The organism is Mycobacterium paraffinicum (genome assembly GCF_025822865.1).
Taxonomy (GTDB): domain Bacteria; phylum Actinomycetota; class Actinomycetes; order Mycobacteriales; family Mycobacteriaceae; genus Mycobacterium; species Mycobacterium paraffinicum.
Map to the genome: position 1 here is coordinate 76254 of NZ_JACKUR010000030.1, position 20514 is coordinate 96767.

Here is a 20514-nt window from a genome sequence, read left to right on the forward strand (position 1 = left end):
TGAGGTGACAGGCACAACGTCCACCGATCGCCCTTCGCCGGGCCGCACCACCGAGCTGGTGATCTTCGACCTCGACGGCACCCTCACCGACTCCGCGGAGGGCATCGTGGCCAGCTTTCTGCATGCGCTCGAGCACGTCGGTGTCGCGGTGCCCGACGGCGACCTGGTGGCGCAGATCGTGGGCCCGCCGATGGACGACACCTTCCGGTCCATGCTGGGCGAGGACGCCGAGCAGGCGATTACCGCCTTCCGCGCCGAATACGGCAGCCGGGGGTGGGCGATGAACACGCTGTTCGACGGCGTCGAGCCGCTGCTGGCCGATCTGAGCGCCGCCGGCGTCCGGCTCGCCGTGGCCACCTCGAAGCTGGAACCGACGGCCCGGCGCATCCTGGCCCATTTCGGGCTCGACCGGCATTTCGAGGTGATCGCCGGGGCCAGCCCCGACGGCTCCCGCAAGACCAAGGTCGACGTGCTGGCGCACGCGTTGGAGCAGCTGCAGCCGCTGCCCGAGCGGGTGCTCATGGTCGGCGACCGCAGCCACGACGTGCACGGCGCGGCCGCGCACGGCATCGACACGGTGGTGGTGGGCTGGGGCTACGGGCGGGACGATTTCGCCGACGGGTTCGGCGTCACCGGCGTGACGCACGCCGCGACCATCGACGAGCTGCGGGCGGCGCTCGGTGTCTGAGCCGCTGCACGTCACCTTCGTCTGCACGGGGAACATCTGCCGGTCGGTAATGGCCGAGAAGATGTTCGCCGACCAGCTGCGCCGTCGCGGCCTGGCCGACGCCGTTCGGGTGACCAGCGCGGGCACCGGCAACTGGCACGTCGGCCAATGCGCCGACGACCGCGCGACCGACGTGCTGCGCGCCCACGGCTACTCCACCGACCACCGCGCCGCTCAGGTCGACGCCGACCATCTGGCGGCCGACCTGGTGGTGGCGCTGGGCCGCAACCATCTCCGGATGCTGCGCGAGCTGGGTGTCGACGACGAGCGGGTGCGAATGTTGCGGTCCTTCGACCCCCGTTCGAGCGCCCACGCCCCCGACGTCGAGGACCCCTACTACGGCGACGCGCAGGACTTCGAGGATGTCTTCGCCGTCATCGAGGCCGCGCTGCCCGGCCTGCACGCGTGGGTGGACGACCGGCTCGGCGGGAACGGATCGCACTGATGCCCCGGGTGATGCGTCGGCTGACGTTCCTGCTGCGACCCGGCTGGATCGCGCTGGCGCTGGTGGTCATCGCCTTCACTTACCTGTGCTTCACGGTGCTGGCGCCCTGGCAGCTGGGCAAGCACAACCGGACCTCGCGGGAGAACCGTCAGATCGAGTATTCCCTCAACACCGATCCAGTTCCTCTTAAAACTCTTCTGCCGCAACATGATTCGTCGGCCGCGAACGCGCAGTGGCGCCGCGTGACGGCCACCGGGCACTACCTGCCCGACGTCCAGGTGCTCGCCCGGTTGCGGGTGATCGAGGGCAAGCCGGCGTTCGAGGTGCTGGCGCCGTTCGTCGTCGACGCCGGACCCACCGTGCTGGTGGACCGGGGCTACGTGCGGCCCGAGCAGGGATCCCATGTCCCGCCGATCCCCCGCCCGCCCCAGGACACGGTCACCATCACCGCGCGGCTGCGCGATTCCGAGGCCGTCGCGCCGGGCAAAGACCCCTTCACCCAAGACGGTGTGCAGCAGGTGTACTCGATCAGCACCGCCCAGGTCGCGTCGCTGACCAGGGTCCCGTTGGCGGGCTCGTATCTTCAGTTGACCGAAGACCAGCCCGGCGGGCTCGGCGTGATCGGCGTGCCCCACCTGGACGCCGGGCCCTTCCTGTCCTACGGCATCCAGTGGATTTCCTTCGGCATCGTCGCGCCACTCGGGTTGGGCTATTTCGTGTATTCCGAGATCCGCGCGCGCCGCCGGGAAAAGCAACAGCAACCCGCGGCCGAGGCGACGCCGGCTCCGGAGGCCCCGAAGACGGTGGAGGCGAAACTCGCCGACCGCTACGGCCGCCGCAGGTAACACAGCAGCACCGCCAGCAGCGCGGCACCCACTTGCACGGTCCGCGAGAGCGCCACCGCACGGCGCAGGTCGGCCACCGTCGGCTCGCGGCCGTCGCCCAGGGTCGGCCGGATCTGCAATTCGTGGCGGTACTGGGTGGGGCCGCCGACTCGCACCCCCAGCGCCCCGGCGAAGGCCGCCTCGACGACACCGGCGTTGGGGCTGGGGTGACGGCCGGCATCACGGCGCCAGGCCCGCACCGCACCCCAGGGCGATCCGCCGACGAAAGGCGCCAACATCACCACCAACGCCGCCGTCGCCCGCGCGCCCACGTAGTTGGCCGCATCATCCAATCTCGCTGCGGCCCAACCGAATCGGACGTAGCGCGCCGATCGGTAACCGATCATCGAGTCCAGCGTGTTGACGGCGCGGTACGCCAGCACCGCGGGCGCCCCGCCCATCGCCGCGCACAGCAGCGGTGCCACCTGGGCGTCCGACGTGTTCTCCGCGACCGATTCCAGCGACGCACGCGTCAGGCCGGCGCCGTCCAGCCAGGCCGGGTCGCGCCCACACAGCGACGGCAGCAGCCGGCGCGCGGCCTCGATGTCCCCCGGCTCCAGCAGTTCCGACATCGCCAAGCCGGTGCGCGCCAACGATGTTCCGCCCACCGACACCCAGGTGGCCGCCGCGGTGGCGGCGATCGACCAGGGCGGGCCACCGCGGTCGGCGGTCCGTTGCAGCGCCGCGCCGAGCACGCTGACGGCCCCGACCAGCACGCCGACGTGCACCACCCCCGCGAGCCTGCTGTCGCGGTAGGTCACCTTCTCCAACTCGGCGGCGGCCCGCCCGAAGGCCGCGACCGGATGCCCCCGCGCCGGGTCGCCCAGCGCGACATCGGCAAGGTAGCCGGCCAGCACGCCGGCCAGCCGGGTCCGCGTCGCCCACACCCCGGCAGCGTCTCACACGGGGCGCCGGGCAGACGATCAGCGCGGTCTACGCCATTGCGAAGATGGCCGCGACGATCACCGCGGCGATCAGCACGACGATCACCCACCACATCAGCAGGGATGACTCGAACGCGCCCGTCGACAGGGCAGACCGGGGGCGCGGCGACCCGGAAGCCGGGACGCCGAATTGGGTACTCATCTGCCCAGGCGTGCCCGTTTTCGGCCGGTTCTAACGTCTCGGCCGCGGTACGTGGTTCACTCGACGATATGGCGTCGTCCGCGATGAAGCGGCCCGCGACCCGGGTCGCCGACCTGCTGAACCCGGCGGCACTGTTGCTCCCGGCCGCGAACGTGATCATGCAGTTGTCCCTGCCCGGCGTCGGGTACGGCGTGCTGGAAAGCCCGGTGGACAGCGGCAACGTCTACAAGCATCCGTTCAAGCGGGCGCGCACCACCGGCACCTACCTCGCGGTCGCCACCATCGGGACCGAGTCCGACCGCGCGTTGATCCGCGGTGCCGTGGACATCGCGCACCGGCAGGTCCGCTCCACGCCGTCAAGCCCGGTGTCCTACAACGCTTTCGACCCCAAGTTGCAGCTGTGGGTGGCCTCGTGCCTTTACCGCTATTTCGTCGACCAGCACGAGTTCCTGCACGGCCCGCTCGACCTGGATGACCCGGCCACCGCCGACGCGGTCTACCTCGACGCCAAGCGGCTGGCCACCACGCTGCAGGTGCCCGATCGCATGTGGCCGCCGGACCGGGCGGCGTTCGACGAGTACTGGAAGCGCACGCTCGACGAGCTGCGCATCGACCCGCCGGTGCGGGAGCATCTGCGCGGCGTGGCGTCGCTGGCGTTCCTGCCGTGGCCGTTGCGCGTCTTGGCCGGGCCGTTCAACCTGTTCGCGACGACGGGGTTTCTGGCTCCGGAGTTTCGCGCGCTGATGCGGCTGGACTGGTCGCGGGGCCAGCAGCGCCGGTTCGAGTGGCTGCTGTCCGCGCTGCGGCTGGCGGACCTGTTCCTACCGCATGGGGTCTGGATCCTCGGTTACCAGATCTACTTGTGGGACATGCGGTTTCGGGCTCGACGGGGTTGGCGGATCGTCTAGGCCCGCACCGTCGCGAAGAAGGCGCGCACATCTTCCACAAACAGCTCGGGTTGCTCGAACGCGGCGAAGTGCCCGCCGCGGTCCATCGTCGTCCAGTGCGTGATGTTGTAGACCGGCTCGCACCAGCTTCTGGGCACCTTCAGCAGCTCGCCCGGGAAAGCCGCCACGCCCGTGGGCAATTCGACGCGATCCAGCTGCCCGAACACCCGGAAGCTCTCCCAGTACAAGCGGGCCGACGACGCGCCGGTATCGGTCACCCAATAGAGCATCACGTTGTCTAGCAGCTCGTCTCGGGTGAACACATTCTCCGGATGACCGTCGCAATCGGCCCACGCCCAGAACTTCTCGACGATCCACGCCAACTGCCCCACCGGCGAATCGGCCAGCCCGTAACCCAGCGTCTGCGGGCGGGTGGACTGCTGCTTGGAATAGCCGGTGCCCCACTTCCGGTGCTCGGCCATCGCGGCCAGTGCCCGTTGCTCCTCCTCCGTCGGGTTCTTCATGGACTCCGGCGTGGGCCGCCCGATCGGCATGTTGAGGTGAATGCCCGCGCAGTGGCCGCCGTTTCGGCCGATCTGTGCGGTCACGGCGGCGCCCCAGTCGCCACCCTGGGCGCCGTAGCGGTCGTAGCCCAGGCGCAGCATCAGCGTCTCCCAGGCCTCGGCGATCTTCTCCACGCCCCAGCCCGTGCGCGTCGGCTTGCCGGAGAACCCATAGCCCGGCAACGACGGGCAGACCACGTGGAAGGCGTCCTCGGCGCGCCCGGACGCCGGGTTCGTCAGCGGCTCGATCACCTTGTGGAACTCCACGATCGAGCCGGGCCAGCCATGGGTGATCAACAACGGGAACGCGTCGTCGTGCGGCGAACGCTGGTGGATGAAATGGATGTCGAGCCCGTCGACCTCGGTGATGAACTGGTCGAAGCGGTTCAGCGCCGCCTCGCGTGACCGCCAGTCGTATTCGTCGGCCCAATAGCCGGCCAGGTCGCGGGTGTAGGCCAGCGGCATGCCCTGGCTCCAGTCGTCCACGCATTCGGCTTCCGGCCAGCGGGTGCGGGCCAGCCGCGATTGCAGGTCTTCCAGGACGTCGTCGGGGACGTCGATGCGAAACGGTTCCACGGGTTCACCATTCACCCCCTGAGGCTGCCACACCGGCGCGGGCCACAGAAGTCCGTCTCTGCCGAGCCATGTGCCATCATTCGGGCGTGTCCCTTCGTGCCCGCGCCGCGGCCGCCTGGCACATCCTCGGGCCGGGGTTCGTCACCGGATCGTCTGACGATGACCCCTCGGGCATTCAGACCTACAGCCAAACCGGTGCCCAGTTCGGCTATGCGCAGCTGTGGGTCGCCGCATGGACCTACCCGTTCATGGGTGCGATCCAGGAGATTTGCGGACGGATCGGCATGGTCACCGGCCGCGGCCTGGCGGCGGTGCTGCGCGAGCACTATTCGCGCCGCGTGCTCTACGTGGCCGTATCGCTGCTGCTGGTCGCCAACACCGTCAATGTCGGGGCCGACCTCGGCGCGATGGCGGCGACCGCTCAGTTGCTCGTTCACGCCCCGCTGTTGGCGTGGTTGGCGGTGATCGTCGGGATTTCGCTGGCGCTGCAGATCTCGGTGCCCTACCCGGCCTACGCGCGGTTCCTGAAGTATGCGTGCCTGAGCCTGCTGGCCTACGTGGTGGCAGCGGTCGTCGTCCACCATCCGTGGTGGCCCACGGTGGCGGTCAGCGCGTTCACCCCGCATATCGAATGGTCGCGCGACTACGCGCTCAACATCGTGGCGGTGCTGGGGACCACGATCACGCCCTACTGCTTTTTCTGGGAGGCCGACCAGGAGGCCGAGGAGGATTTCGTCCGCGGGCGGATGCAGTTCTACGGCAAGGGCGTGCCGGTCGTGCTCGGAAGCGACATCCGCGAAATGCGCGCCGACACCGCCGTCGGGATGGGCTTCTCGAACATCGTGCAGTTCTTCATCATCCTGACGTGCGCGTCCGTACTGCACCCGGCGGGCGTGCTATCGGTCGACACCCCCGAGCAGGCGGCACTGGCTCTGCGGCCGCTGGCCGGCGATCTGACCTATCTGCTGTTCGCGGCCGGGATCATCGGCGTCGGCTTCCTGGCCGTGCCCACGCTGAGCGGCTCGGCCTCCTACGCGCTATCGGAAGCGCTGGGCTGGAAAGCGGGCCTGGGCTACACATTCCGCGAGGCGCGCGCCTTTTACTTGGTGATCGCCGTGGCGACGCTCGTGGGAGTGGCACTGAACTTCATCGGGATTCCCCCGTTCCGGATGCTCTACTACGCCGCCGCGGTCAATGGCGTGCTTGCCCCACCCTTGATGGCGATGATCACGCTGGTCGGCAACAACCGGGCAATCATGGGCCGGCACACCAACAACTGGTTCGCCAACGTCATGGGATGGGCGATCGTCGCGATCATGGGCGTGTGCGCCCTGGCCCTGATCGCGTCGCTGATCGTCGGGCCGTGACCAACTAGAAAGCCGACGAGTTGATGGTGGGCGCGGACGGTATCGAACCGCCGACCGCTGGTGTGTAAAACCAGAGCTCTACCACTGAGCTACGCGCCCGTGCCCGAGGCAGGCTACACGCACAACGCCGGAGTACCCAAAACTTTCAGCCCCGCAAAGCCGCCAGCGCATCGGTCCAGAGCCGCTGGTTGCGGGATTCGCCGGGTTGTTTCATCTCCGCGAACCGGATCACGCCGGAGCGGTCGATGACGAAGGTGCCGCGGTTGGGGTAGCCGGCCTCGTCGTTGAACACGCCATAGGCCTGACTGACCTCGCCGTGCGGCCAGAAGTCGGACAGCACCGGGAACGTGAATCCGCTCTCCAGCGACCAGATCCGGTGCGTGGGCGGCGGTCCCACCGAGATGGCCAGTGCCGCGCTGTCGTCGTTCTCGAAGTCGGGCAGGTGATCGCGCAGCTGATCCAGCTCACCCTGGCAGATGCCGGTGAAGGCCAGCGGGAAGAACACCAACAGGACGTTCTTGGCGCCGCGGTAGCCGCTCAGGCTGACACGCTGTTGGTTCTGGTCGCGCAGTGTGAAGTCCGGGGCGGCGGCGCCAACGGGCAGCATCAACGCTTCCCGGCTCGGGACTTCGGCTGCACCAGTCGGCTGGCGCTCCAGTCGCCCAGGTTGACCGAGGAGGTGGGCATCAGGCCTGCGGTGGGAGCGGCCTCGGCGATCTCGGCGGGCAGCACATGGCCGGGCTTGCCGGTCTTGGGGGTGAGCACCCAGATCACGCCGTCCTCGGCCAGCGGGCCGATCGCGTCCATCAGGGTGTCCACTAGGTCGCCGTCCCCGTCGCGCCACCACAGCAGCACGACGTCGACCACCTCGTCGGTGTCCTCGTCGAGCAACTCGGCGCCGCACGCTTCCTCGACGTCAGCGCGGATTTCGTCGTCGGCGTCCTCGTCCCAGCCCCATTCCTGGACAACTTGGTCTCGTTGGATGCCCAGTTTGCGAGCGTAGCTCGAGGCGTTATCCGCCGCGACCACCGTAAAGCCTCCTTAAACCGTCCAGCGCCGTGCGATGGGCATTATCGTCGCACAGCCGCAACCGCGTCGACACCGCGCCTCACGAGGCGCCTCAGAAGGACGCCAGGCAAAGTTTCAGTGCCTTCGTCTTGGCGTCGTTGAGCCGGTCCACCCGCCTGTTGAACTCCCCCGTCGCCGCGTGGGTGCCGATCGCGTTGGCCACCCCGCGGGCCGCGTCGATATACGAGTTGAACGCGTCCTTCAGCTGCTGGGACAGCGCATCGTTGAAGCTGTTGCTCACCGTGTCGGCGCTGTTGTTCAGCGCGTCGATGGCGGGGCCCTCCGTGGGACCGGTGCCGCGGCCCGCGTTGAACGCGCCGACGAAGATGTTCACCTTGTCGATCGCGTCCTTGCTCGTGGTGGCCAGCGTGTCGCACGAGGTGCGCACCGCCCGGGTGGTCAGCGACTGCTGGCGCTGGGACTCGCGGACTCGCGACGTCGCCGACGACGCGGACACCGACGCGGAAACCGACTGCCGATAGGCCGGGGCCACCTGGGTGTCGGGTGCCGCCGTGCCGTTGGTGACGGTGGTACACCCCACGATCCCCATCAGCGTCGCCGCAATACACCCGAGCGCCAGAGCGCCTCGCCTGGGAGAGCTCCCCGCAAGAACGGCACGCCATCCGATGAGCACGGCTCCTGACGTTACCGGTTGGCTTTGCCGATCGTCCCGCTACGCACGAGTTCGTGTCCGCCGGGTGAACCCGCGCCGGCTACCCGACGTCGGCTAGCCCCGCCAAACGCTGGTGCGGCACGATAGAGGGAGACGGTGCACAGCACCCCGAGGGCACAAGCCCCGACAACTACAGGAGCAGTGCGTTGACAACCGAGTTCGCACGCCACGATCTGGCCAAAACCCCTAGCAGCGCAAGCGAACCCGACCGCGTTCGGGTGATTCGCGAAGGCGTCGCGTCGTACCTGCCCGACATCGACCCCGAAGAGACCTCGGAGTGGCTGGAGTCGTTCGACGAACTGCTGGAGCGCTCCGGGCCGGCGCGGGCGCGGTACCTGATGCTGCGGCTGCTGGAACGGGCCGGCGAGCAGCGCGTCGCCATCCCGTCGCTCACGTCAACCGATTACGTCAACACGATCCCGACGGAACTGGAACCGTGGTTCCCCGGCGACGAGGACGTCGAACGGCGCTTCCGGGCGTGGATCAGGTGGAACGCCGCCATCATGGTGCACCGCGCCCAGCGCCCGGGAGTCGGCGTGGGCGGCCACATTTCGACCTACGCCTCGTCGGCCGCGCTGTACGAGGTCGGCTTCAACCACTTCTTCCGGGGCAAATCGCATCCCGGCGGCGGCGACCAGATTTTCATCCAGGGCCACGCGTCCCCGGGGATCTATGCGCGCGCCTTCCTCGAAGGCCGGCTCAGCGAGGATCGGCTCGACGGCTTCCGCCAGGAACACAGCCATGCCGGCGGCGGGCTGCCGTCCTACCCGCACCCGCGGCTGATGCCCGACTTCTGGGAGTTCCCCACCGTGTCCATGGGCCTGGGCCCGCTCAACGCCATCTACCAGGCGCGGTTCAACCACTACCTGCATGACCGGGGCATCAAGGACACCTCCGACCAGCACGTGTGGTGCTTCCTGGGCGACGGCGAGATGGACGAGCCGGAGAGCCGCGGGCTGGCGCACGTCGGGGCGCTCGAGGGCCTGGACAACCTGACGTTCGTCATCAACTGCAACCTGCAGCGCCTCGACGGCCCGGTGCGCGGGAACGGCAAGATCATCCAGGAACTGGAGTCGTTCTTCCGCGGGGCGGGATGGAACGTCATCAAGGTGGTCTGGGGACGCGAGTGGGACGCCCTGCTGCACGCCGACCGCGACGGCGCGCTGGTGAACCTGATGAACACCACCTGCGACGGCGACTATCAGACATATAAGGCCAACGACGGCGCCTACGTGCGCGACCACTTCTTCGGCCGCGACCCGCGCACCAAGGCGCTCGTCGAGAACATGACCGATTCGGAGATCTGGAATCTCAAGCGCGGCGGCCACGACTACCGCAAGGTGTACGCGGCCTACCGCGCCGCCGTCGACCACAAGGGCCAGCCGACGGTGATCCTCGCCAAGACCATCAAGGGCTATTCGCTGGGCGCGCACTTCCAGGGCCGCAACGCCACGCACCAGATGAAAAAGCTTGCGCTGGAAGACCTTAAGTGGTTCCGGGACTCCATGCGGATCCCGATCAGCGACGCGCAGCTGGACGAGGACCCCTACCTGCCGCCCTACTACCACCCCGGCCCGGACGCCCCGGAGATCCGCTACATGCTCGACCGTCGCCGGACCCTGGGCGGCTTTCTGCCCGAGCGCCGCACCAAGGCCAAGGCGCTCAAGCTGCCCGGCCGCGACACCTACTCCGCGCTGAAGAAGGGATCGGGCACCCAGGAGGTCGCCACCACCATGGCGACGGTGCGCACCTTCAAGGAAGTGTTGCGGGACAAGGAGGTTGGCCCGCGAATCGTCCCGATCATTCCCGACGAGGCGCGCACGTTCGGCATGGACTCGTGGTTCCCGTCGCTGAAGATCTACAACCGCCTCGGCCAGCTGTACACCGCCGTCGACGCCGAGCTGATGTTGGCTTACAAGGAAAGCGAAGCCGGGCACATCCTGCACGAGGGCATCAACGAGGCGGGCTCGGTGGGCTCGTTCATCGCGGCAGGCACGTCGTATGCGACGCACAACGAGCCGATGATCCCGATCTACATCTTCTATTCGATGTTCGGCTTCCAGCGCACCGGGGACGGGCTGTGGGCCGCCGCCGACCAGATGGCCCGCGGCTTCCTGCTCGGGGCCACCGCGGGGCGCACCACGCTGACCGGCGAGGGCCTGCAGCACGCCGACGGCCACTCGCTGCTGCTGGCCAGCACCAACCCGGCTGTGGTCGCCTACGACCCGGCGTTCGCCTACGAGATCGCCCACATCGTGGAAAGCGGGCTGGCGCGGATGTTCGGGGACAACCCCGAGAATGTGTTCTTCTACATCACCATCTACAACGAGCCGTACGTACAGCCGCCCGAGCCGGAGAACTTCGACCCCGATGGCGTGCTGCGGGGCATCTACCGCTACCGCGCCGCCACCGAACAGCGCGCGAACACCGCCCAGATCCTGGCCTCGGGGGTGGCGATGCCGTCGGCGCTGCAGGCGGCCGAGATGCTGGCCGCGGAGTGGGACGTCGCCGCCGACGTCTGGTCGGTGACCAGCTGGGGCGAACTCAACCGCGACGGCGTGGCCGTCGAAAAGGCGAAGCTGCGCCACCCGGACCGGCCGGCCGGGACCGCCTACGTGACCCAGGCACTGTCGGGCGCCGGCGGGCCGGTGATCGCCGTGTCGGACTGGATGCGTGCCGTACCCGAGCAGATCCGGCCGTGGGTGCCCGGCACCTTCGTCACCCTGGGCACCGACGGCTTCGGTTTCTCGGACACCCGGCCCGCCGCGCGGCGCTACTTCAACACCGACGCCGAGTCGCAGGTGGTCGCCGTGCTGGAGGCGTTGGCGCGCAACGGCGAAATCGACCCCTCGGTGCCGGTCGCGGCCGCCCGCCAGTACAAGATCGACGACGTCCAGGCCGCGCCCGAGCAGACCTCCGACCCCGGCGTGGCCTAGCGCGTGCCCAAGGCTCTTCGAGCGCCCGGCCAGCCGCCCCCTCGCCGAACGTGAAGTTAACTTCACGGTGGGCGTCGAGCGTGAAGCTAACTTCACGCTCGCAGCCCAGCCAACGCGCGAAACCGCCATCTCTTTGGCGGATAGGTCCAAAATATGGCGTAGGTTTTAGGGGTGAATGACAACCCGTTCGCCGGCCCCTTCGCCAAGCAGCCCCGGTCGCCGCTCGAACTGCTGGACACCGTGCCGGATTCCGTCATGCGCCGGTTGAAGCAGCACTCCGGCCGGCTGGCCACCGAGGCGGTTTCGGTCATGCAGGACCGGTTGCCGTTCTTCGCCGACCTGGAAGCCTCCCAGCGGGCCAGCGTCGCACTGGTGGTGCAGACCGCCATCAACAACTTCGTCGAGTGGATGCAGGACCCCCACAGCAACGTCAGCTACACCGCACAGGCTTTCGAGCTGGTGCCCCAGGACCTGGCCCGCCGGATCGCGTTGCGGCACAGCGTGGACATGGTGCGCGTCACCATGGAGTTCTTCGAAGAGGTGCTGCCGCTGGTGGCCCGCTCCGAGGAGCAGTTGACCGCCCTGACCGTGGGGGTGCTGAAGTACAGCCGCGACCTTGCCTTCACCTCCGCCTCGGCCTACGCGAACGCGGCCGAGGCGCGCGGCTCCTGGGACAGCCGGATGGAGGCCAGCGTCGTCGACGCGGTGGTCCGCGGCGACACCGGCCCCGAGCTGTTGTCCCGGGCCGCGGCGCTCAACTGGGACACCACCGCCCCCGCGACGGTCGTGGTCGGGGTCCCCGCGCCGGGCCCCGGCGGATCGACCGGGCCGGGCGACGACCAGCGGGCCAGTCAGCACGTCCGCGACATCGCCGCGCGGCACGGCCGCGCCGCCCTCACCGATGTGCACGGCACCTGGCTGGTCGCTGTCGTGTCGGGCCAACTGTCGCCCACCGACAAGTTTCTCGGCGACCTGCTGGACGCGTTCTCCGACGGCCCGGTGGTCGTCGGGCCGACGGCGCCCATGCTGACCGCTGCGTACCACAGCGCCTCCGAGGCGATCTCCGGGATGAACGCCGTCGGCGGCTGGCGGGGGGCGCCCCGGCCCGTCCCGGCGCGGGAACTCCTGCCCGAACGCGCCCTGATGGGGGACGCCTCGGCGATCGTGGCGCTGCACACCGACGTCATGGGACCGTTGGCCGCGGCGGGGCCCACGCTCATCGAGACGCTTGACGCTTACTTAGATTGTGGCGGCGCGATTGAAGCTTGTGCCAGAAAGTTGTTCGTTCATCCAAACACGGTCCGCTACCGGCTCAAGCGGATCACCGACTTCACCGGACGCGATCCCACGCAGCCTCGCGACGCATATGTGCTGCGAGTGGCGGCGACGGTCGGCCAGCTCAACTACCCCACGGCTCCCGCCAGCGTCGGCACCAACGCGATGCCTCCGGTTCCGCTGCCGGTCAGGGCGGCTATCGGGGGTCAATCCGAGGCGTAGTGACCCAGGCCACAGGTCGCGGCGCGGTATCGAACATGTAGCTTACGGAGCTATTTTGTGGGGACTACACAAAAACCTAAGACGAGGTTCATAATCTGTTACACCCGCCAAAACCGTTTCCACAGTGTTCTCTTAAACACGTGATTGCATTGCTTGCGCCCGGACAGGGTTCACAGACCGAGGGGATGCTCTCGCCGTGGCTCGACCTGCCGGGTGCCGCGGACCAGCTCGACTTGTGGTCGAAGGCCAGCGGCCTCGACCTGGTCCGGCTGGGCACCACCGCGTCGACCGAGGAGATCACCGACACCGCGGTCACCCAGCCCCTGGTCGTCGCCGCCACCCTGCTGGCCCACCAGGAGCTCACCAAGCGCGGACTGCTCGCCGACGCGGAACTCATCGTGGCGGGCCACTCCGTCGGCGAGATCGCGGCCTACGCGATCGCCGGTGTGATGGCCGCCGATGACGCCGTCGCGCTGGCCGCCACCCGCGGCGCCGAAATGGCCAAGGCCTGCGCCATCGAGCCAACCGGCATGTCCGCGGTGCTCGGCGGTGACGAGGCCGAGGTACTGGCCCGTCTCGAGCAGCTCGACCTGTTCCCCGCCAACCGCAACGCCGCCGGCCAGATCGTCGCCGCCGGCCCGCTCACGGCGCTGGAGAAGCTGGCCGAGGACCCGCCGGCCAAGGCCCGGATCCGCGCCCTAGGCGTGGCCGGGGCGTTTCACACCAAGTACATGGCTCCGGCCCTCGACCGCTACGCGGCCGCGGCGGCCGCGGTCGCGACCGCCGAGCCCACCGCCACGCTGCTGTCCAACCGCGACGGGCAGCCCGTCGCGTCGGCGGCGGCGGCGATGGACGCGCTGGTCGCCCAGCTGACCCAGCCGGTGCGCTGGGACCTGTGCACGGCAACCATGCGTGACCGGGAAATCACGGCGACCGTGGAGTTCCCCCCTGCGGGCACTCTCACCGGCATCGCCAAACGCGAACTTCGGGGGGTTACGACCCGCGCCGTCAAAGCACCCGCAGACCTGGACGCACTGGCCGAACTCTGAAAGCCGCTTCCAGTACAACCACATAACGCTCTAAAGAACATTCTGTTCGATCAACACAACACATTACGAAGGGAAGACGCTGTGGCCGTCACTCAAGAAGAAATCATTGCCGGTATCGCGGAGATCATCGAAGAGGTCACCGGTATCGAGCCGTCCGAGGTCACCCCGGAGAAGTCGTTCGTCGACGACCTGGACATCGACTCGCTGTCGATGGTCGAGATCGCGGTGCAGACCGAGGACAAGTACGGCGTGAAGATCCCGGACGAGGACCTCGCCGGTCTGCGCACCGTCGGTGACGTCGTCGCCTACATCCAGAAGCTCGAGGAAGAAGACCCCGAGGCCGCCGCAGCGCTGCGCGCCAAGCTGGAGTCGGAGAACCCTGACGCCGTTGCCAACGTCAAGGCGAGGCTGGAAGCGGACAAGTGAGCAAGCCTTCCACTGCTAATGGCGGTTACCCCAGCGTTGTGGTGACCGCCGTCACGGCGACGACATCGATCGCGCCGGACATCGAGAGCACGTGGAAGGGTTTGTTGGCCGGCGAAAGCGGCATCCACGTCCTCGAAGACGAGTTCGTTGGCAAGTGGGACCTGCCCGTGAAGATCGGTGGTCACCTCAAGGAGCCCATCGACGAGCACATGAGCAGGCTCGACTTGCGGCGTATGTCCTACGTCCAACGGTTGGCCAAGTTGCTCGGCACTCAGCTGTGGGAGTCCGCCGGCAGTCCGGAGGTCGACCCCGACCGGTTCTCGGTCGTGGTCGGCACCGGGCTCGGTGGCGCCGAAAGGATCGTGGAGACCTACGACCTGATGAACGAGGGCGGCCCCCGCAAGGTGTCGCCGCTCGCCGTTCAGATGATCATGCCCAACGGCGCCGCGGCGGTGGTGGGCCTGCAGCTCGGTGCCCGCGCCGGGGTGATCACCCCGGTGTCGGCCTGTTCGTCGGGCTCGGAAGCGATCGCCCACGCCTGGCGCCAGATCGTCATGGGTGACGCCGACTTCGCCGTCTGCGGCGGTGTCGAGGGTCCCATCGAGGCGCTGCCCATCGCGGCGTTCTCCATGATGCGGGCCATGTCCACTCGTAACGACGAGCCCGAACGTGCGTCGAGGCCCTTCGATAAGGACCGCGACGGCTTCGTGTTCGGCGAGGCCGGGGCCATGATGATCATCGAGACCGAGGAGCACGCCAAGGCCCGTGGTGCCAAGCCGCTGGCCCGGTTGATGGGTGCCGGCATCACGTCGGACGCGTTCCACATGGTCGCGCCGGCGGCGGACGGCGTGCGCGCCGGCCGGGCCATGCAACGGTCGCTCGAGTTGGCGGGGTTGTCCCCCAAGGACATCGACCACGTCAACGCCCACGGGACGGCAACGCCGATCGGCGACACGGCCGAGGCAAACGCCATCCGGGTCGCCGCCTGCGAGGGTGCAGCGGTGTACGCGCCGAAGTCGGCGCTGGGCCACTCCATCGGCGCGGTCGGCGCGCTGGAATCTGTTCTCACGGTATTGAGCCTTCGGGACGGCGTGATACCGCCAACATTGAATTACGAAACGCCAGATCCCGAGATCGACCTTGATGTGGTCGCGGGCGAACCTCGCTACGGCGATTTCCGTTACGCGATCAACAACTCGTTCGGATTCGGTGGCCACAACGTGGCGCTCGCCTTCGGGCGGTACTGAGCACGACGTCCGGTGACGATGCGGGCCGCAGGCGGCCCGAGGAGGAGCCGGACAAGTACGAAAGGAACGTTCGCAAGAACCATGACAGAGCTGGTTACCGGGAAAGCGCTCCCGAACGTGGTCGTCACCGGCGTCGCCATGACGACCGCAGTCGCACCCGATGCGGAGAACACGTGGAAGTTGTTGCTTGACGGCCAAAGTGGAATCCGCACGCTGGAGGACCCCTTCATCGAGGAGTTCGACCTGCCGGTCCGCATCGGCGGGCATCTCGTCGAGGAGTTCGACAGCCACCTGACGCGCATTGAGTTGCGTCGTCTGTCATATCTGCAAAAGATGTCCACCGTGCTGGGCCGGCGGGTGTGGGAGAACGCCGGGTCGCCCGAGGTGGACACCAACCGGTTGATGGTGTGCATCGGCACCGGGATGGGCTCGACCGAGGAGCTCATCTGGGGTTATGACTCGCTGCGCGAGCGCGGTACCAAGGCGTTCAACCCGCTGGGCGTGCAGAAATACATGCCCAACGGGGCGGCCGCGACGGTCGGCCTGGAGCGCCATGCCAAAGCCGGGGTCTGCGCCCCGGTTTCGGCGTGTGCCTCGGGCGCCGAAGGTATCGCCCAGGCCTGGCGGCACATCGTGTTCGGCGAGGCCGACATCGCGATCTGCGGTGGTGTGGAGACCAAGATCGAGGCGGTGCCCATCGCGGCGTTCGCCGCCATGCGGATCGTGTTGTCCACCACGAACGACGACCCGGCCGGTGCCTGCCGCCCGTTCGACCGGGACCGCAACGGATTCGTGTTCGGCGAGGCCGGCGCACTGATGGTGATCGAGACCGAGGAACATGCGAAGGCCCGTGGCGCCAACATCCTGGCTCGGGTGATGGGGGCCAGCATCACTTCGGACGGCTTCCACATGGTGGCGCCGGATCCCGATGGCTTACGCGCCGGCCACGCGATCTCGCGGGCGGTCCAGCTCGCGGGCATCACTCCGAGCGATGTCGACCACGTCAACGCCCACGCCACCGGTACCCAGGTCGGCGACGTGGCTGAGGCCAAGGCCATCAACAACGCCCTGGGCAGCCACAAGCCGGCGGTGTATGCGCCCAAGTCCGCTCTCGGTCACTCGGTCGGCGCGGTGGGTGCGGTCGAGTCGATCCTGACGGTGCTTGCCCTGCGGGACCAGGTGGTTCCGCCGACACTGAACCTGGAAAACCTCGACCCCGAGGTCGACCTGGACGTGGTGGCGGGTAAGCCTCGGCCGGGCAACTACGAGTACGCCATCAACAACTCGTTCGGATTCGGCGGGCACAACGTCGCTATCGCCTTCGGGCGGTACTGATCACCGCTTCACCAGAGAGCACACCCGGAACAAGGAGACCTGCGATGACAATCATGGCCCCCGCGTCGGTCGGCGAGTCGCTCGACCCCAGGGACCCGTTGCTGCGTCTGAGCAACTTCTTCGACGAGGGCAGCGTCGAGCTGCTGCACGAGCGTGACCGCTCGGGTGTGCTTGCCGCGTCGGGCGACGTCAACGGTGTGCGCACCATCGCCTTCTGTACCGACGGAACCGTGATGGGCGGTGCCATGGGCGTCGAGGGGTGTGCCCACATCGTCAACGCCTATGACACCGCCATCGAGGAGCAGAGCCCGATCGTGGGCATCTGGCACTCCGGCGGCGCGCGCCTGGCCGAGGGCGTGAAGGCGCTGCACGCGGTCGGGACGGTGTTCGAGGCGATGATTCGCGCGTCCGGATACGTCCCGCAGATCTCGGTGGTCGTCGGTTTCGCCGCCGGGGGCGCCGCCTACGGGCCCGCGCTGACCGACGTCATCGTGATGGCGCCGGAAAGCCGGGTGTTCGTCACCGGGCCCGACGTGGTGCGCAGCGTCACCGGCGAGGACGTGGACATGGCGTCCCTCGGCGGCCCGGAGACCCACCACAAGAAGTCCGGTGTGTGCCACATCGTCGCCGACGACGAGCTCGACGCCTACGAGCGTGGCCGCCGACTGGTCGGATTGTTCTGCCAGCAGGGCCATTTCGACCGCAGCAGGGCCGAGGCCGGCGACACCGACATCCACGCGCTGCTGCCCGAATCGGCTCGGCGGGCCTACGACGTGCGTCCGATCGTGACCGCGATCCTGGACGACGAGACGCCGTTCGACGAGTTCCAGGCCAACTGGGCGCCGTCGATGGTGATCGGGCTGGGCCGGCTGTCCGGCCGCACGGTGGGCGTCCTGGCGAACAACCCGTTGCGACTGGGTGGCTGCCTGAACTCCGAAAGCGCCGAGAAGGCAGCACGATTCGTGCGTCTCTGCGACGCGTTCGGCATCCCGCTGATCGTCGTCGTCGACGTGCCCGGCTACCTGCCCGGCGTCGACCAGGAGTGGGGCGGCGTGGTGCGCCGCGGCGCGAAGCTGCTGCACGCGTTCGGTGAATGCACGGTTCCGCGCGTAACGCTGGTCACCCGAAAGACCTACGGCGGGGCCTACATTGCGATGAACTCCCGGTCGCTCAACGCGACGAAGGTGTACGCCTGGCCCGACGCCGAGGTGGCCGTGATGGGCGCCAAGGCCGCCGTCGGCATCCTGCACAAGAAGAAACTGGCCGCCGCGGCCGATCACGAGCGCGAAGCGCTGCACGACCAGCTGGCCGCCGAGCACGAGAAGATCGCCGGTGGTGTGGACAGCGCCATCGAGATCGGTGTGGTCGACGAGAAGATCGACCCCTCGCACACCCGCAGCAAGCTCACCGAGGCACTGGCCCAGGCGCCGGCGCGCCGCGGTCGGCACAAGAACATTCCGCTGTAAGCACCGCGCCGCGGCCCTCTTCGGCGCGAGCGTAAACGCACCGCGAAAAATCACGCTCGAAATCGCAGTGTGGTTGCGCTCGCGGAAGCTAGCGGCCCAGGATGGTCGATAGTGCCTGGCGCAGTTCGCCTTCGGGGTTCTCGGGCAGGGCATCGGCACGCCAGCCGACGAAATCGTCCGGACGGATCAACAGCGCACCTTCGGGAGTGAGTCCGGTGACCGCCGACCACTCGTCGTTATCGATGCGATGGGCGGCTACCGATACCGAAGCCGCAGCGGCACACCAGCGTTCGTCGCCGGTGAGCACGGTGAATCCGGGCCCGAGCAGGTCGAGCGTCGACACGCCGTCGCGCACCCACACGTGGGGAACCCGGGTGCCGGGCTGAGCGCGCAACTCCGAGACCAGTCGCAGGGTGTCCGGCTTCGCCGGTCCGTTCACCACCGCCGCCGAGCGGTATTGGTATCCGATGAGCAGTTCGAACATCGAGCACTCCTCGTCGGCCGGCAATCGCGGTCCGTCCTCGCTCATGGGCAGCACGGCGAGCGTCGGGCCGGTCAGCGACTGCCGGGCGGCGAACCGCCCGACCGGGTACCGCTCGGCCTGGTAGGTGTCCAGCAGCGCCGGTTCGGCGGTCCCGTCCAAAACGGCGGCCAGCTTCCAAGCCAGGTTGTGCGCACTCTGGATCGCGGTGTTGGCTCCCCCGGCCTTGAACGGCGGCATGGTGTGCGCCGAATCGCCGATGAGAAAGGCTCGGCCACATCGGAATTGGTCGGCCACCTGCTCATAGGGCTGCCAGGCCGCGACTTCGATGACGTCGATCTCGATGGGCTCGCCGATCGCCTCAACGAGCACATCCCGGCAGCGTTGCGGCGTGAACTGGTCCGCCGACTCACCCTTGCGGGGGAAGTACATGGTGACGAACATCCCCAGGTCGCCGTCGACCAGCAGAAAGATGCCGTCCACGTCAGCGTTCTTGACCTGCACGGCATCCCCGTCGGCCAAGTTCGAGACGAACTTCGTCCAGGGCGCCCGGAAGTAGATGAACACGACGAAGATCGGTAACGCACCATAGCCAGACGTGTTGATGCCCAACCAGTTCCGGACCGGGCTGTGCACACCGTCGGCGCCGACGAGGTAGTCGGCGCGAACGGTCTCGGACCTCCCGGTGTCCCGGTCGCGGACCACCGCGGTGACGGCGGCCCCGTCCTGCTCGAGCGACACGACTTCCGTCCCGTACCGCACCTCGCTTCCCCGCCGCCGCGTTTCGCCGAGCAGAATCGGCTCCAGCCTGCTCTGCGGGCAATACTGCGCGGCGGGCTCCGGGCTGAGCGCGTCGACTCCCGCGAAGATCGCGTTGACGTCGATGGCCAGTCGTTGCTCGGCGCTGTTGAGCGTGGGCCTGACCGTCAGGGCCGAAACATGGTCCGCGACCGCATGCACCTCGTCGCCGAGCCCCAGGCCGCGCAGGATTTCCAGGCTCCGGAAGCTCAGATTGCGGGCCTTCGGATAGATGAAGGTCTCGCGCCGCTTCTCCACCAGCAGCGAATGGATTCCGTGTTTGGCCAGCAGCGCGGAGGTGGCCAGACCGGCTGCGCCGGCACCGACGATGAGCACGGGAACGCGGATGGTCGTCACCCACAAAATGATAGTCGCTGTCATTAGAAATTTACAGTCAGAATAGTTCGCCCCGGCGTGTCGTGGAAAATGAGGTCGTGATTCTCCCGGCGGCGATGATGGACCTCGCATTCGACGAGGCGCGGGCCGGGCTGGCGGAGGGCGGCATCCCGATCGGTGCCGCGCTGTTCACCATCGACGGCGTCCTGCTGGGGAGCGGCCGCAATCGCCGTGTGCAGCAAGGCGATCCGTCGCTGCACGCCGAGGTCGACGCGTTTCGCGCGGCCGGCCGGCAGCGCGACTATCGCTCCACGGTCATGGTGACGACACTCTCGCCCTGCTGGTACTGCAGTGGGCTGGTGCGCCAGTTCAACATCGGATCGCTGCTGGTCGGCGAATGCCGGACGTTCAGCGGCGGACACGACTGGCTGGCCGACAACGGGGTCGAGGTCACGGTGCTCGACGACGACCGCTGCGTGGCGATGATGTCGGCGTTCATCGCCGAGCACCCCGACGTGTGGCACGAGGACATCGGCCTCGCGCCCTAGTACTGCAGCCGTAGTTTGAGGCCAGTGGTCTTGGGCGTGTCTGCGCTGGTCAGAGCGGTGACCGCGGCATCGTTCAGAGTTTGTGAAGACAACCGAATTGGCCGCGGTCGCCGCGGTTC

Annotated in this window: 20 protein-coding genes and 1 tRNA gene; 13 read left to right on the forward strand and 8 right to left on the reverse strand. The window is 68.1% G+C overall.

The window, feature by feature from the left end; translation table 11 throughout:
* Positions 1-4: 4 nt before the first annotated feature.
* Genes H7J89_RS21145 through H7J89_RS21155 form a run of 3 tightly spaced genes read left to right on the forward strand, consistent with a single transcriptional unit; the run spans position 5 to position 2017 of the window.
* Positions 5-688: an HAD-IA family hydrolase gene (locus tag H7J89_RS21145; RefSeq protein ID WP_264046313.1), complete on the forward strand. Its 684-nt coding sequence runs from the start codon at positions 5-7 to the stop codon at positions 686-688.
* Positions 681-1172, forward strand: coding sequence for a low molecular weight protein-tyrosine-phosphatase (locus H7J89_RS21150; RefSeq protein WP_264046316.1), 492 nt, complete (start codon positions 681-683; stop codon positions 1170-1172). Before H7J89_RS21145 ends, H7J89_RS21150 begins: the two co-directional genes overlap by 8 nt.
* A gap of 11 nt (positions 1173-1183) precedes the next feature.
* Entirely contained in the window at positions 1184-2017 is an 834-nt protein-coding gene (locus tag H7J89_RS21155; RefSeq protein ID WP_264046351.1) for an SURF1 family cytochrome oxidase biogenesis protein, read from the forward strand.
* Here H7J89_RS21155 and H7J89_RS21160 read toward each other — a convergent pair.
* Positions 1999-2943: a cobalamin biosynthesis protein gene (locus tag H7J89_RS21160; protein ID WP_264046318.1), complete on the reverse strand. Its 945-nt coding sequence runs from the start codon at positions 2941-2943 to the stop codon at positions 1999-2001. The genes H7J89_RS21155 and H7J89_RS21160 overlap by 19 nt on opposite strands.
* A 46-nt stretch (positions 2944-2989) precedes the next feature.
* Entirely contained in the window at positions 2990-3142 is a 153-nt protein-coding gene (locus H7J89_RS21165) for a hypothetical protein (protein ID WP_264046321.1), read from the reverse strand.
* 83 nt (positions 3143-3225) lie between these two features.
* Between H7J89_RS21165 and H7J89_RS21170 the strand changes: the two genes are divergently transcribed.
* A complete protein-coding gene (locus H7J89_RS21170) occupies positions 3226-4050 on the forward strand; it encodes an oxygenase MpaB family protein (protein ID WP_264046353.1) in 825 nt (274 codons plus the stop codon).
* On the opposite strand, the gene H7J89_RS21175 is transcribed toward H7J89_RS21170, so the two are convergent.
* On the reverse strand, positions 4047-5168 hold the full coding sequence (locus tag H7J89_RS21175; protein ID WP_264046355.1) for an epoxide hydrolase family protein: 1122 nt from the start codon (positions 5166-5168) through the stop codon (positions 4047-4049). The genes H7J89_RS21170 and H7J89_RS21175 overlap by 4 nt on opposite strands.
* An 86-nt stretch (positions 5169-5254) precedes the next feature.
* Here H7J89_RS21175 and H7J89_RS21180 point away from each other — a divergent pair, with 86 nt between their 5' ends.
* Positions 5255-6535 (forward strand): NRAMP family divalent metal transporter, encoded by a 1281-nt coding sequence (locus tag H7J89_RS21180; RefSeq protein WP_264046323.1) that lies wholly within the window; start codon positions 5255-5257, stop codon positions 6533-6535.
* 24 nt (positions 6536-6559) lie between these two features.
* On the opposite strand, the gene H7J89_RS21185 is transcribed toward H7J89_RS21180, so the two are convergent.
* The 4 genes from H7J89_RS21185 to H7J89_RS21200 form a co-directional block, all read right to left on the reverse strand.
* Positions 6560-6634, reverse strand: a tRNA-Val gene (locus tag H7J89_RS21185).
* Positions 6635-6680: 46 nt separating this feature from the next.
* Entirely contained in the window at positions 6681-7142 is a 462-nt protein-coding gene (locus H7J89_RS21190) for a peroxiredoxin (protein ID WP_264046326.1), read from the reverse strand.
* Positions 7142-7564 carry a DUF3052 domain-containing protein gene (locus H7J89_RS21195; protein WP_066951594.1) on the reverse strand — a complete coding sequence of 141 codons (423 nt, stop codon included), beginning with the start codon at positions 7562-7564 and terminating at the stop codon, positions 7142-7144. The genes H7J89_RS21190 and H7J89_RS21195 overlap by 1 nt, the downstream gene beginning before the upstream one ends.
* Positions 7565-7655: 91 nt before the next feature.
* Positions 7656-8237 (reverse strand): Rv2240c family protein, encoded by a 582-nt coding sequence (locus H7J89_RS21200; RefSeq protein WP_264046328.1) that lies wholly within the window; start codon positions 8235-8237, stop codon positions 7656-7658.
* A gap of 185 nt (positions 8238-8422) precedes the next feature.
* On the opposite strand from H7J89_RS21200, the gene aceE reads away from it, so the two are divergent.
* The 7 genes from aceE to H7J89_RS21235 all read left to right on the forward strand — a co-directional run bounded on the left by aceE (position 8423) and on the right by H7J89_RS21235 (position 18232).
* Positions 8423-11212 carry a pyruvate dehydrogenase (acetyl-transferring), homodimeric type gene (gene aceE / locus H7J89_RS21205; RefSeq protein ID WP_264046329.1) on the forward strand — a complete coding sequence of 930 codons (2790 nt, stop codon included), beginning with the start codon at positions 8423-8425 and terminating at the stop codon, positions 11210-11212.
* A gap of 171 nt (positions 11213-11383) precedes the next feature.
* Positions 11384-12709 (forward strand): PucR family transcriptional regulator, encoded by a 1326-nt coding sequence (locus tag H7J89_RS21210; protein WP_264046330.1) that lies wholly within the window; start codon positions 11384-11386, stop codon positions 12707-12709.
* Positions 12710-12849: 140 nt separating this feature from the next.
* Entirely contained in the window at positions 12850-13758 is a 909-nt protein-coding gene (locus tag H7J89_RS21215) for an ACP S-malonyltransferase (protein WP_264046331.1), read from the forward strand.
* 81 nt (positions 13759-13839) lie between these two features.
* Entirely contained in the window at positions 13840-14184 is a 345-nt protein-coding gene (gene acpM / locus H7J89_RS21220) for a meromycolate extension acyl carrier protein AcpM (protein WP_066949723.1), read from the forward strand.
* Entirely contained in the window at positions 14181-15431 is a 1251-nt protein-coding gene (kasA, locus tag H7J89_RS21225; RefSeq protein WP_264046332.1) for a 3-oxoacyl-ACP synthase KasA, read from the forward strand. Before acpM ends, kasA begins: the two co-directional genes overlap by 4 nt.
* A gap of 81 nt (positions 15432-15512) precedes the next feature.
* Entirely contained in the window at positions 15513-16766 is a 1254-nt protein-coding gene (kasB, locus tag H7J89_RS21230; RefSeq protein ID WP_264046333.1) for a 3-oxoacyl-ACP synthase KasB, read from the forward strand.
* Between the two features lie 44 nt (positions 16767-16810).
* Positions 16811-18232, forward strand: coding sequence for an acyl-CoA carboxylase subunit beta (locus H7J89_RS21235; protein WP_264046334.1), 1422 nt, complete (start codon positions 16811-16813; stop codon positions 18230-18232).
* A gap of 88 nt (positions 18233-18320) precedes the next feature.
* On the opposite strand, the gene H7J89_RS21240 is transcribed toward H7J89_RS21235, so the two are convergent.
* The gene (locus H7J89_RS21240; protein ID WP_443677613.1) at positions 18321-19868 is read right to left on the reverse strand and encodes an FAD-dependent monooxygenase; all 1548 of its coding nucleotides are present in this window, start codon (positions 19866-19868) and stop codon (positions 18321-18323) included.
* A 95-nt stretch (positions 19869-19963) separates the two neighbouring features.
* On the opposite strand from H7J89_RS21240, the gene H7J89_RS21245 reads away from it, so the two are divergent.
* Positions 19964-20395, forward strand: a complete 432-nt coding sequence (locus H7J89_RS21245; protein WP_264046357.1) for a nucleoside deaminase — start codon at positions 19964-19966, stop codon at positions 20393-20395.
* The last annotated feature ends 119 nt before the right edge of the window (positions 20396-20514 follow it).